Origin of the sequence: Bacillus cereus group sp. Bc061, from assembly GCF_027715825.1 — a bacterium.
GTDB lineage: Bacteria > Bacillota > Bacilli > Bacillales > Bacillaceae_G > Bacillus_A > Bacillus_A paranthracis.
In genome coordinates this window covers 343,700-357,453 of record NZ_JAQFTZ010000001.1, presented here as the reverse complement: position 1 = coordinate 357,453, position 13,754 = coordinate 343,700, and the positions used below count along the sequence as shown (strand labels likewise).

Sequence of the window (13,754 nt, the reverse complement as noted above, 5' to 3'; positions counted from 1 at the left end):
CCTATTCCCCTTCCCGCTTTAAACTGCACTCCGGTAAACAAACGATAAACTTACACCCGTTCCCATTTTCATTGTCTTCTAACCTTACTTCTCCGCCGAGCTCTGTTACCATTTCATCTATGTAAGAAAGTCCAATACCTGTGGACGGTGTTCCTGTTTGATCATACTTTGAAGTAAACCCGGGCTTAAATACTAATTTCTTATACTTTTGCGTTATACCTGGGCCATCGTCAATTACTTCAAAGATTACATTTTTTTCTCGTTTATATAACTTAATACGAATGAGGCCTCTATCTTCAATTGCTTCAACTGCATTCGCAACTAAGTTATTAAAAATTGATAGCACCGTATACACGTGATATGCAGCGTGTTCACCTTCTATATGTTTAGAAAAACGTATATCTTTCTCTAACATTTCAGCATACTTTTCATTTATTCTTACAATCATTTCTGTAAGCTCATGACCTTCTACATACTCAGCCACATTTTTATCTAATAACAGTTTAGATAATCCTGCAAAAATCCTTTGATTATCCTTTTTTATTTCGTGCACTTCTCCTGCTATTTTCAATGCTGTTTTACTGCTGGAATCATCATTCGCTTGTAAATTCCGATATAATTGATACGCTTCTTGTGTAATTAATTCTGCATTTTGTAACGTTTTTTTCAAATGAACAGATTCTACATATAAATTTGAAAGGTGCATGAACATTTTTTCATTTTCTTTTCGAACTTGTGATTCTTTTAATTTCGTTTCATATAAATTCATCATATTTAAAAAGCCAAGTGCAAAGAAGCTACGGAAAATAGCAATAATGATGAGTTTATTTACTTCAGAAATTGTTATTGTTGTACCTAGTACTAACATGTGATAAAACGCAAGTTCCGACATACTTGCAACAATTTCAATTGAAATTCCAAGACATCCAATAACAATTGGCTTCTGATGAAACTTATTCACCCTACAAAGTGAAAAAAGACTTCCATAAATAAAATAATAAAAGAACACAGGATAACGCAAATAAAATGATTCTGTCATATGAAATGAGCCTTGCATGACCCAGTCAAGGCATACGCGGAATAAGACTACACATATACCGACAAGAATACCCGCAGCAGCTGCTGGTATTCTTCTTAAAAATAGTAATAAAAAGAAGAATAACGGTGTCCCAAAGCTAACACGAAACGTATCATTAAAAGGATGAAAATTAAGCTCTCCAGCAATCGGAACAACAACCATTAATATAATTAAAAGAGATATATCTTTCTTCCATAATTGATTCCAATTCAAAGGTGCCACTTCCTATACTCTTTTTTCAGTAATAAAAGTGAAAGCCCGCTTATATTATAAACGGGCTTTATTTCTATATTCTAACCTTTTCTACCGCTTTTATTTGGCGATACTCAGGCTCCCAGATTGCTTCTTTCACTGCAATCTTGATATCGTTATCACTTAAGTTCTCTCTCGCAACACCTTCCGCAACGGCAACTTTCGCTACTTCAATTGCTACCATTTCCGAGATATTACGTAGCTCTTCAACTTCTGGCAAAATAGGTGCTCCTGGCTGACTTGTATCCACCATACTTGCAACTGCTTCAGCTGCTGCTGCGAACATTCCATCCGTCATAACGCTTGCACGTACAACAATTGTTCCAAGACCAAGACCTGGGAAAATAAGTGCATTATTTGATTGTCCAATCACATACGTTACACCGTTATATGTAACTGGTTCAAATGGACTTCCTGTTGCAACTAATGCTCTTCCTTCTGTCCACTCGATTAAATCGGCTGGTTTTGCTTCAGCAAGTGGCGTCGGATTCGACATCGGTAAAATGATTGGTCTTTCTACGTGAGAAGCCATTTCTTTAATAATTTCTTCTTTAAATGCGCCTGCAACAGTTGATGTACCGATTAAAATTGTCGGTTTCACATGTTTCACAACTTCAGCAAGTCCAATCACACCATTTTGTTTCCACTCACTTACTTCCGCTTCTTTTCTTGCATACGGAATTTGGAAATCAAGAAGATCTTCCATATTATCTGTAACTAATCCGTTACGATCAATACACCAGAAACGCTTATATGATTCTTCTTCTGATACGCCTACGCGGACCATCGCATCTCTAACTTGATCTGCGATACCGATTCCAGCCGTACCAGCACCAAACACAACAACGCGGTGTTCACTTAGCGGTACACCAGAAGCTTTTACTGCCGATAATACAGCCGCAAGCGAAACTGCACCTGTACCTTGAATATCATCATTAAACGTACAAATATCATGACGATATTTATCTAAAATTTTTCGTGCATTACGAGAACTGAAGTCTTCCCAATGTAAAAGCGCTTTCGGGAATTGCTTATTTACCGCTTGTACAAATGTATCAATAAATTCATCGTAAGCTTCACCTGTTATACGAGGGTGACGATTTCCAATATAAAATGGATTGTCTAATAATTCTTCACGATTTGTACCTACATCTAAAATTACCGGTAATACGCGGCTAGGATCGATTCCAACTGCGGCTGTATAAACAGCTAATTTTCCGATCGCGATGTTAATACCACCAACGCCCCAGTCACCAATTCCTAATATACCTTCTCCATCTGTTACAACGACTAAATCAATATTTTCTGCTGTTGCACCAATATTGGCAAATGCTTCCTCAATACCTGACGGATCGTTAATTGATAAATACACACCTCGTGGTTTACGATACTCATGACTATATCTTTGAATCGCTACACCGACAGTTGGTGTATATACGATTGGTAACATTTCGCGTAAATGATCTGTTAAAATACGATAAAATAATACTTCATTTCGATCATGTAACGCTGTTAAGTATACATTCTTTAATAAATCATCCGGCTGAGAACAAAATTGTTCATATGCTCGACGTGCTTGTTCTTCCAATGTTAAAACCGCTGGCGGTAATAACCCTTTTAAACCTAATTCTTCTCTTTCTTCTTGCGTGAAAGCGACCCCTTTATTTAAAAGTGGTGTTGATAATACTTCTACTCCTCTTAATGTCGTTTCTAATGAACCATTAGAAGCTACTGTAAACTTGCTCATAACATCCCTACCTCTATTCATATATAGCATTTCTATATTGTAAACAAAAAAGAGGGGCTTGTCCCCCCTCTTCTTTTAATTTTTCTTTAAAAGAGTTGCTCCTGCAATCCCTGGGTGTGTCATTTCGAATGGATCTAGAATTAACTCTAAATCTTCTTGTGACAGTACACCATTTTTCACACAAAGTTCTCGAACGGATTGCCCTGTCGCGATTGCTTCTTTCGCAACGCGAGCTGCTGCTTCATAACCGATATGAGGGTTCACGGCTGTAATAATTCCTACACTCTTCTCAACATACTCTTTTAAGCGATCTTCATTCGCTTCAATTCCTTTTAAGCAATTATCTGTAAAGGCACGGAAACCGTTATTCATAATGCTAATTGATTGTAGTAAGTTGAAAACAAGTACTGGTTCCATCACGTTTAATTCTAATTGACCTGCTTCTGAAGCAAGACAAATTGTATGGTCGTTACCAATTACTTGGAATGCAATTTGATTAATTACTTCTGGCATAACAGGGTTTACTTTCCCTGGCATAATAGATGAACCTGGTTGACGAGCCGGTAACATAATTTCTGCTAAACCAACACGTGGACCTGATGCCATTAAGCGAAGGTCATTCGCAATTTTAGACATATTCATCATACATACTTTCAGTGCTGCAGATACTTCTGTGTATGCATCCGTATTTTGCGTTGCATCTACTAAGTCTTCTGCACCAACTAGTGGTAGTTCACTAATTGCAGCTAAATGTTTTACAACAGCTTGAATATATTCTGGATCTGCATTTAAGCCTGTACCAACTGCAGTTGCTCCCATATTCACTTCATATAAGTGTTGACGTGATTGCTGAATTCGTTTCATATCACGTTCAAGTACACGAGAGTACGCTTTAAATTCTTGTCCAAGGCGAATTGGCACAGCGTCTTGTAAATGTGTACGACCCATTTTAATAACATGATCGAACTGTTCTGCTTTTAATTCAAATACATCGTGCATATAACCCATCGTTTGTAATAAACCTTCTAATGCGTTTAATGTAGCGATATGAATCGCCGTTGGGAATGCATCGTTTGTTGATTGCGCCATGTTCACATGACTATTTGGACTAATATAATGATAGTCTCCCTTTTCCATTCCTAATAATTCAAGAGCACGATTGGCAATGACTTCATTTGCATTCATGTTCATTGAAGTACCTGCTCCGCCTTGGATTGGATCTACGATGAAATGATCATGCCATTTTCCATCGAGAATTTCTTGAGCAGCTTCTGCGATCGCGCCACCCTTGTTCAATTCCAATCTTCCTACATCTGTATTGGCAAGCGCTGCAGCTTTTTTTACAACTGCGAAGGCTCTAATTAAACCTTCATGGATTTTGTATCCTGTAATTGGGAAGTTTTCAACTGCACGCATTGTTTGTACGCCGTAGTATGCATAGTTTGGTACTTCTTTTTCACCTAAAAAGTCTTTTTCAATTCGAACACCATTTTTAACTTCAGTTAATGTTGCCATGATTATTCACTCCTTAACGATTTCTTATGCTGCTTTTGTTTCTTTGACTGTTTCTACATATTGTTTTGCTTTCTCATTATCGAATTCGCCTTCCCACTTCGACATAACAATGGCCGCTAATGCATTTCCTAATACATTGACAGATGAGCGAATCATATCTAAAATGCGGTCAATTCCCGCAATTAACGCGATACCTTCTAGTGGTAACCCCATTGAACCTAACGTTGCTAATACAACAACGAACGATGCACCTGGAACTCCCGCCATACCTTTGGATGTTAACATGAGAACGAATAATAACGTTATTTGCTCTGTCAGTGACATGTGCACACCGTACATTTGTGCAACAAATAATGCCGCTAACGCTTGATAAATAGCCGATCCAGTCAAGTTAAATGTATAACCTGTCGGAATTACGAAAGAGGCAACTGCCTTTGGACAACCGAACTCTTCCATCTTTCTCATTATATTAGGTAAAACAGCTTCTGAACTTGCTGTCGTAAATGAAAGAATAAGTTCTTCTTTTAAAATTTTCATTAATGTAAAAATGTTTACGCCAACCATTCTTGCATTAATACCTAATACAATCACAACGAATAGTATAACAGTTACGTATACAGCTAGCACTAGTTTTCCTAAAGGAAGTAGTGTTGCTACACCAAATTTTGCAACCGTAACCGCAATTAATGCGAATACACCAAATGGTGCAAATTTCATAACTTGATTTGTAACCCAAAACATCGCTTCGAGTACACCTTCAAAGAAGTTAAAAACAGGCTTTCCTTTTTCCCCAATTGCTGCGACTCCTAAACCGAATAATACTGAGAAGAAAATAATCGGTAATAAGTCACCTTGTGCAATCGATTCAAATACGTTTTTCGGTACGATATGAACAATCGTCTCAGCGAATCCTTGCTTCTCTGTAGCATCTGCAGTTTGTTTATAAGAAGAAATATCACTTTGCTGTAAGTTATTCATATCAACGCCAGTACCCGGCTGGAATATATTTGCCGCAAGTAATCCCATTAAAATAGCAATCGTCGTAATAATTTCGAAATAAAGAATGGTCTTCCCGCCCAGTTTCCCAAGCTTCTTCATATCGCCTACACCAGCTACCGCAACAATTAATGCTGAAATAACAATCGGTACTACAATCATTTTAATTAAGTGAATAAATATATCCCCAATTGGTGTAATATAAGAAATCGCCGTTTTATTGCCATAAAAGACTGCCCCTACTACAATCCCTAAAACAAGCGCGACAAAAATTTGTGTTGCCAATCCGAATTTTTTCATTTATGTTCATCCCCTTCATGCGAACGCTTTCAATTTGAATTTATAAAAGCTACTCACACATCTTATAAGCGAACCTACAAAATCATACAAAAACCTACAAGTTCGTCACAAAAAATTCAAATATTTTTCTTCTTTTTTTATTGACACCATTTTGTTAAAAAACGATAAAATAAACTTGATAAGTAGTCAGATTGTTTCGTATAATCAAAAAGATATATACTTAAAACAAATCAAAATGAAAAGGAGTGGATGATATGAAAAACTACACAAAACAATTTGTCTTATCTTCTTCTTTTCTTTTTCATTTTCTTAAAAAGGAACAAAGGCATTCGCCTTTGTTCCTTTTTTATTGCGATCTATATAGGGGGAATTGTTATGAGACCATATAAACGTGTCTTAATTAAATTAAGCGGCGGTGCACTTGCCGATCAAACTGGAAATAGCTTTAACTCCAAACGATTAGAACATATCGCAAACGAAATTTTATCCATTGTTGATTTAGGTATCGAAGTATCCATCGTCATCGGTGGCGGTAACATTTTTAGAGGTCATCTAGCTGAAGAATGGGGAATCGATCGTGTAGAAGCTGACAATATCGGGACGTTAGGTACAATCATTAACAGCTTAATGCTACGCGGCGTTTTAACAAGTAAAACAAATAAAGAAGTGCGCGTTATGACTTCCATCCCGTTTAATGCTGTAGCTGAACCATACATTCGCCTACGTGCAGTCCACCATTTAGATAACGGGTATATCGTTATCTTTGGAGGCGGAAACGGGCAACCGTTCGTGACGACAGATTATCCAAGCGTACAAAGAGCTATTGAAATGAATAGCGACGCAATATTAGTCGCAAAACAAGGTGTCGATGGCGTCTTTACTAGTGATCCAAAACATAATAAAGCAGCGAAAATGTACAAAAAACTAAACTATAACGATATAGTTAGGCAAAACATACAAGTAATGGATCAAGCCGCTTTACTACTTGCCCGTGATTATAATTTACCAGCACACGTCTTTAACTTTGATGAGCCTGGAGTAATGAAAAGAATTTGTTTAGGTGAGCATGTGGGGACGTTAATTAATGACGATGCTTCATTGCTTGTGCATGAAAAATAATTATTTCCCATCAAAAAAGGGCGTCTTTTCTAGACACCCTTTCTTCCTTTATCATCACAAATAAAAATCAATCCATCCCGCAAATTTCTCCTTACAACGCTCCCAAAAAGATAACTTCTCAAAAAACTCTTTCGTCATTTCTTTTGAATCATGAAAATCTTGGGCTAATGCTTCGTTCACTTCTGATACAATAGTTCCACCATGAATATACAAGTTCATTTCATCATTTATATTGAAGCTACGCGAAGTAAAGTTTGTTGTGCCAATAACGGTTAATTCATTATCAATAAGCATTAACTTCCCATGAAACATTCCTTTTTTATACCCATATACAGTAATACCATTATTAACAGCTTGACGTATATATGGATACGCCGCTTCTTTTATAAGAGGTAAATCTGGTTTATATGACCAAAGTATTTTTACTGTAACACCACGCTTTTGTGCTGCAATTAAAGCATTCATTGATTCTTTATTTTTCGCTATAAAATACGGCGTTGCAATTACAATGGAGTGCTGAGCTTGTTTAATGAGCTCAATATATTTTTCAGCAACGTAATGCCCATTGTAACTCGTCATAGTATGTAATGTATTCCCTTTACTAGCTTTATTCGTACTCCTCTTTATCTCTTCTTTCGTATCTCGTTTCCAATCTAAAGCAAATTGTTCTTCTAAATCTTTTGCGCCTTCTCCTTTTATCCGTACATGATAGTCTCGCCAGTACCCAAAGTGTTTATCTTTCCCTAAATACTCATCCCCTATATTAAAACCACCTGTATAGCCAATCTCCCCATCAATTGTCGTAATACGGCGATGATTACGATGGTGAAGTGAATAAAACCCGAATGGTAATTCAGGCTTTCTACTATATGTAAAATGTACACCACTTTCCCGCAATTCACTTATCATCTTTCTTTCAAATGATAAATCATTAATGCGATCCACTGATAAATAGACGTTTACTCCTTCTTTTGCCTTCTCTTTTAATAAATTTAAAAAAGTATGGCTACTTTTATCATCCGACAAAATAAAAAAATACGTGTAAATAGATTGCTTTGCTTCTCTTATGTCAGTAAATAGCTGTTTATAAAACGACTTCCCTTCTACATATAATTGAAAATCACTATAGTGAGGAGCATACTCTGTCGGCATATTTTTGCCAGCTTCCATTTTCCTTCCTAAGGTAACGTCAATATGCATCCAAATTAAAATAAAAACGAAAATAGCAATAATAATAGAAGTAACTCGCAATATTTTTTTAATCATTTTAATTTCCTTCCGCTCGTTTTCTTTCCTCCTTTCTATTTTGTCATTCAAATTTAGATTTCATGCTTTATACAAAAAAGGATGTGACTTTACATCACACCCTTTTTGTATTAAACAAAGTTTCTCGCATCATTATTTCTTCCAAATTTATAAATGGCAATTAAGAAGAACGCAATCGCAAAAGCGAATAAAATTAATATGTTTAAATACAACTCAGAGAACGGAATTCCTTGTTGTAATTTTGCTATCGTATCTAATAACCAACGCTGCGGAAGAAAATTAGCTACTTTTTGTACTGCATTTGGCATAATGTCGTACGGGAAATAACATCCAGCAAGCAAACATGTTGGTACTATCACTAAATTTTGCATTGCATTTGAAGCAGCTGAACTTTTTGAAAAAGACACAATGACTAATGATAAACCAATTGCAATTAAAGCGAATATCATAAGCACACCAATCATTACTATGAAAGGCATATTAATATTTGTATGAAAAACATTCGTCAGAAATAGTACTGCAATGACAATTTGCAATGTTAATATCATCATATTTACTGCCACATTGGACAATATAAATTTCTTTCCGTCAATTGGTGTTGATAATAATCTAAAATACGTTCTATTCTCTTTTTCTTTTAAAATAAATCCTGATAAGTTCACTGCTGAAAACAGCATAAACATAATAAGATAACCCATCGTTTGATTTGTCATATCTTTATTTTTCGAAGTATCTTCTAGCGTCTCCGTTTTCATTTTAAATGAACTTTTTTGATATCCTGCGTACATCTTATCAAATGCACTTTGATCTGTTCCTGCTACTTTACTAATAGCTGCTACATTATCAATATAATTGTATAAATATGATTTTATAAATCCTGTTACTTGATCACCTTTAATCGATGCAATTTCAATATGATCTGGTTTCCCTTCTCGAACGCTTTTTGAAAAACCAGAAGCTAATGTAATAACTCCATCAAGTTTTTTAGAAGTGAGTTTATCTTCTATTTCAGACTCCTTAACCTTACTCACATTCACATGATTTAATCCTTCTAAAAACTTTATCGTATCGTTTGCTATCGGCTCATTTTCTTTATTTACAATCCCGATATTTAACGTTCCTTGCCCTGCATTTCCGTATATCGAAAAAGAGATGAGCGTCCCGATTATTGGCAAACTAATAATAATCAATAACCCTTTTTTATTTTTCAAAAGTACAGATAACGTTTTTTGTATGAGCCATAAAATATCTTTCATACTATAGCCCCTCCCGTCTACGTAATGCAATAATTGCAATTAATAAAAAGAGTGCTGATATTCCAATATTTAAAGAAATGACTGGTAGTGCTGCCCCTACATCATTCGCATAAATAATTTTCATAACAGCTGTATTTGCCCACGTTAATGGTGATAAACTCGTAACAAAATTTTCTTCTATTACGAAATATGCACCGCCAAAAATAGAAGCTAATTGCACTACCACCATAATAATTGCTCTAGACGATTCAGGTGTTTTTGTAATATATCCAATCCCTAAACCGAAGCTAATTGCTAGAAAGACTTCTGTTAATAAAATAAGAAATATGATTCCAAGGTGATCTCCCCAATTCGCTTGAAAGACAAATTTACTAAATAACATAACGAGTAATATGCACAGGGCATTTGCTACTAGACTACCAAGCACTTTCCCAATGAAAATTTCAGCCTTACTTATAGGTGCAGCAATAAGGCGATCTCCTGTTTTACGTATTCGTTCGCCTCGAATTAGAAAACTTGCTCCCATCGCAGCATACAGCGCAATCATCGTCGTCATTACAACCGCATAGTAATCCATAGAACCCGGTTTATTCGCAGCTTGTAAAGATGTTTCTTTTATATAATCATTATGATTTCCATTTGAAATAACTGCGCTCACCTTACTAGGATCAACTTTTGCAACTTCGGCTGCTACATTGTACTTATCAACAAATGTTATAAGCATACCTTCCACAATACTTCCCTCAATACTACTTTTGTCACTTCCGTAAGTTTTTGCACCATCTTTATTTAATTCTACATAAGCAGCATATTTATTTTGCTTCACTGCTTCCTTCCCATCTATACCTTCAGAAGCTTTTTTAAAATGAATCCCCGATTTATCAACTTCTTTCGCAAATGCTTCAAATGCTTGAGAAAACGTGCTACTCGCTTCATCTTTATATAGCACCTGTATATCTTTAATTGAATGACTATCACTATTAAACGCATTACTTAATGCTGTACCTAACACAAGCATAAGCACAATCGGAAAAGCTAACATAAAAACTAAAGTTCTTACGTCTCTGAAATCTCTTTTCATATGCATAATTGCAATATTGAAGATGTTCAATTGATGAACCTCCCTTTACCTTTTCTTCATTTACTCTTTATTTATCTCGTAAGTTTCTTCCAGTTAACGTAAGGAATACCGTTTCTAAGTTAGGAGCCTGCTCCTCTAACGAACGGATTTCAATGTCATGATTGATGAAGTGCTGCACAATTTTATTTAAATTATTTAATCCTGCATCAGAATTTACTTTAATTACGTTCTCTTCAATTTGAACAGCTTTCACACCGTTTATCACTTTTAATTTTTCTACATCTAAATTCTCTACCGATTTCACTTCAATCCAAATATCTTTCGTATCAGTAATAATCGCTTTTAACTGCTCCTTCGTTCCTTCTGCAATCACTTTACCGTGATCTACTATCGCTATTTTCGTACAAATCTCTTCTACCTCTTCCATATAGTGACTCGTATAAATAATCGTACTTCCCATTTCGTTTAATTTCCGAACAGACTGCAGGATATAATTTCTTGACTGTGGATCAATTCCAACTGTCGGCTCATCCATAATAATTAACTTCGGTCTATGAGCAATTGCACAAGCGATATTCAGTCTTCGTTTCATCCCACCAGAAAAGTTCTTTGGATAGCTTTTCTGTTTATCGCTAAGTCCTACAAATTGAAGAGCTTCCTCGACCCTAGCTTTTAATTCAGCTCCTCGTAATCCGTACAATCCAGCAAAGAATTTCACATTTTCATAGGCTGTTAACTCTTCATAAATTGCAATATCTTGCGGAACGATACCGATATTCATCTTCGCAAATCGATTATGTTTCTTTATATTTTTTCCTAGTATGCTAATTTCACCTTCATTACTTCTTAACAAACCAGCAATCATGTTGATTGTCGTACTCTTACCAGCACCATTCGATCCTAAAAAGCCAAATATTTCTCCTTCTTTAATAGATAAAGACATATTATCAACTGCGATGAAATCACCAAATTTTTTCGTTAAATTTTTAATTTCTAAAGTATTCATCGTTTCACCCCTATTTCGGTTTCTCTGCTTTTAGTATAAACAAAAAGAATGAACCTGCTCAGTGCAGAAGTTCATTCTTTTCACATGAGATTATTCACTTTTTTCATATGAGATGATTCATCCTCATATCGGTAGCAACATTGTTACTGAAAAACCACTTGTTCCATCTACAATAATTTTACCATTTACAGACGCCGTTCGTTCCTCCATCCCCATAATCCCGAGACCTTTTTTAACAAGTGTTGCACCTTTTCCATTATCCTTCACTTGCACTTTCACCATCTTATTAAGTACATGAATATCGATTGAAATGACTGTCGCATCAGCATATTTCATCGCGTTTGTTAATGCCTCCGTAACATTTTCACCGATAATCTTCCACTGAATCGGTGAAATCATATCTAAATTCCCTTTATATACGAAAGGAATATTTATATCATGCTTACCGGCAAATTCCTCTATGAATAATTTCATACGATGAATGCCAATTTGCTCAGTTGGTGGCTTCATATTTTTTAATGTAATCCGAATGCTTTCAATACCATCTTTTGAAATATGTATTGCATTTTGTAATAACTCAGCTGATTTTTCTTTATCTATCTCCATTAACCTCTTTGCTGCTTCCATTTGAATGAGTGCCCCTGTCATCGAGTGGCCAATTTTATCATGAATTTCCTGTGATAACCGGTTTCTCTCTTCTAACTTAAATGTGTACTCTGATTGTCTTATATACTCTTTATTTTCATTTAAGCTTTTCGTCAGCCGCTGCATATCTTTTCGCATCTGATCATTTTGTGATTCAAGCTTTAATACGCGCGATATATACCGTTCTGCCATAGTTAATACGAGAAAGGAAAATGCAACAATTAATCCATATGTCATTCTAATACTTTCATTTGTAAAGATAATAGGAATCATCATAATGATAAATAGCTGCCATTTCTTCTCTATATAACGGAATATAACTTCATATAAGTTCAATGGCAAAAACAAAATAAAAAACGGATGAATCTTCCATGTAAATAACATAACTAGACCAATTGATACGCAAGTTAATATGTTTTTGTACGTATCTTTTTTACATATAGAAATCAGCACGTTTACAGAAAGATATAAAAGCAAAGTAAGTATAATCCATGGTAAGTTCGCAACATTTAAATACATGTAACTAAACACAATATATATAAAGACAATTAATTTACTTACAATTAACCAAAATTCCATATCTTTAATCTACTTTCCCTGTTAAATAATAAATCGCGATTTGTGTACGATGTTCCAGTCCAGTTTTCCCTAAAACTGACGTAATATAATTTGCAATTGTTCCTTCTGATATGAAAAGTTGCTTCGAGATTTCTTTATTCGAAAAGCCTTTTGCAATTAATGCGATAATACTCAGCTCTCTTTCAGTAAAAAGACTTTTATCTATTTTACATTCTTCCTCTTTACTTTCCATTAAATTAGACTTAATTTTATCGAGAACTACATCTTGCATAACGGTTTGACCGTTATATACTCCTTTAATCGCATCTCGAATACGCTCTGGATCATTATTTTTTAATAAATAACCTTTCGCTCCGTTTTTTACTGCATCCAAAATATATTCATCGTCATCAAACGTCGTTAAAATAAGCGGCTTCGTTTTCGTCTCTTCACAAATGAATTTCGCCGCCTCTACCCCGTTCATATTTGGCATGCGAACATCTAATAGAGCGATATCAACGTCGTTCTTTTTGCAATATTCCACTGCTTCTTTCCCATCATTTACTGTATCTACTACTTCGAACTCTTCATATGTATTTAAAATAATTTTCATACCTTCTCTTATAAAAGAGTTATCATCTGCTATTAATATTTTAATTTTCATGTTTGTTAGTATGGATCTTCCCCTACTAACATTCACATCCTTTCTTCCCGTAACATTTCTTACTTGCTCATTATATACTTCTCTTTACCATTTTTTCACACCTTTTTTCATCTAGCCCCCTTCCTAAAAATATATTATTCTTTTTTTACAACATGTGTAGGGTGACTTATCGTTCTTTACGTCTATATAATAGAATGCGTCAAAAAGGAGGGAGAGACCCATTGAGGAAAAACAATTAATTGAAAAAGCACAGCAAGGAAGCGAACATGCT

General features: G+C 35.2%; 11 protein-coding genes. 1 reads left to right on the top strand and 10 read right to left on the bottom strand.

What is annotated here, in order from left to right; translation table 11 throughout:
- Position 1: 1 nt before the first annotated feature.
- The 4 genes from PDQ40_RS01925 to PDQ40_RS01910 all read right to left on the bottom strand — a co-directional run bounded on the left by PDQ40_RS01925 (position 2) and on the right by PDQ40_RS01910 (position 5,888).
- Positions 2-1,300 (bottom strand): sensor histidine kinase, encoded by a 1,299-nt coding sequence (locus tag PDQ40_RS01925; protein ID WP_001997204.1) that lies wholly within the window; start codon positions 1,298-1,300, stop codon positions 2-4.
- Between the two features lie 64 nt (positions 1,301-1,364).
- On the bottom strand, positions 1,365-3,077 hold the full coding sequence (gene malS, locus PDQ40_RS01920; protein WP_002081413.1) for an oxaloacetate-decarboxylating malate dehydrogenase: 1,713 nt from the start codon (positions 3,075-3,077) through the stop codon (positions 1,365-1,367).
- Positions 3,078-3,152: 75 nt separating this feature from the next.
- Positions 3,153-4,592 carry an aspartate ammonia-lyase gene (aspA, locus tag PDQ40_RS01915; protein ID WP_000224208.1) on the bottom strand — a complete coding sequence of 480 codons (1,440 nt, stop codon included), beginning with the start codon at positions 4,590-4,592 and terminating at the stop codon, positions 3,153-3,155.
- A 24-nt stretch (positions 4,593-4,616) separates the two neighbouring features.
- Positions 4,617-5,888: a cation:dicarboxylate symporter family transporter gene (locus PDQ40_RS01910; protein WP_000713289.1), complete on the bottom strand. Its 1,272-nt coding sequence runs from the start codon at positions 5,886-5,888 to the stop codon at positions 4,617-4,619.
- 375 nt (positions 5,889-6,263) lie between these two features.
- Here PDQ40_RS01910 and pyrH point away from each other — a divergent pair, with 375 nt between their 5' ends.
- The gene (pyrH, locus tag PDQ40_RS01905; RefSeq protein ID WP_001248049.1) at positions 6,264-7,007 is read left to right on the top strand and encodes a UMP kinase; all 744 of its coding nucleotides are present in this window, start codon (positions 6,264-6,266) and stop codon (positions 7,005-7,007) included.
- Between the two features lie 54 nt (positions 7,008-7,061).
- Here the strand turns inward: pyrH and cls are convergent, their stop codons facing one another.
- The 6 genes from cls to PDQ40_RS01875 all read right to left on the bottom strand — a co-directional run bounded on the left by cls (position 7,062) and on the right by PDQ40_RS01875 (position 13,483).
- The gene (gene cls, locus PDQ40_RS01900) at positions 7,062-8,273 is read right to left on the bottom strand and encodes a cardiolipin synthase (RefSeq protein ID WP_000591919.1); all 1,212 of its coding nucleotides are present in this window, start codon (positions 8,271-8,273) and stop codon (positions 7,062-7,064) included.
- A gap of 110 nt (positions 8,274-8,383) precedes the next feature.
- Entirely contained in the window at positions 8,384-9,529 is a 1,146-nt protein-coding gene (locus PDQ40_RS01895; RefSeq protein WP_000651873.1) for an ABC transporter permease, read from the bottom strand.
- A 1-nt stretch (position 9,530) separates the two neighbouring features.
- Positions 9,531-10,640, bottom strand: a complete 1,110-nt coding sequence (locus PDQ40_RS01890; protein WP_001020165.1) for an ABC transporter permease — start codon at positions 10,638-10,640, stop codon at positions 9,531-9,533.
- A gap of 37 nt (positions 10,641-10,677) precedes the next feature.
- Complete coding sequence (locus PDQ40_RS01885) at positions 10,678-11,616, bottom strand: ABC transporter ATP-binding protein (protein WP_001093821.1); 939 nt, start codon at positions 11,614-11,616, stop codon at positions 10,678-10,680.
- A gap of 123 nt (positions 11,617-11,739) precedes the next feature.
- Positions 11,740-12,840 (bottom strand): sensor histidine kinase, encoded by a 1,101-nt coding sequence (locus PDQ40_RS01880; protein WP_000397646.1) that lies wholly within the window; start codon positions 12,838-12,840, stop codon positions 11,740-11,742.
- Between the two features lie 4 nt (positions 12,841-12,844).
- Positions 12,845-13,483 carry a response regulator transcription factor gene (locus tag PDQ40_RS01875; RefSeq protein ID WP_000694101.1) on the bottom strand — a complete coding sequence of 213 codons (639 nt, stop codon included), beginning with the start codon at positions 13,481-13,483 and terminating at the stop codon, positions 12,845-12,847.
- Positions 13,484-13,754 lie beyond the last annotated feature (271 nt).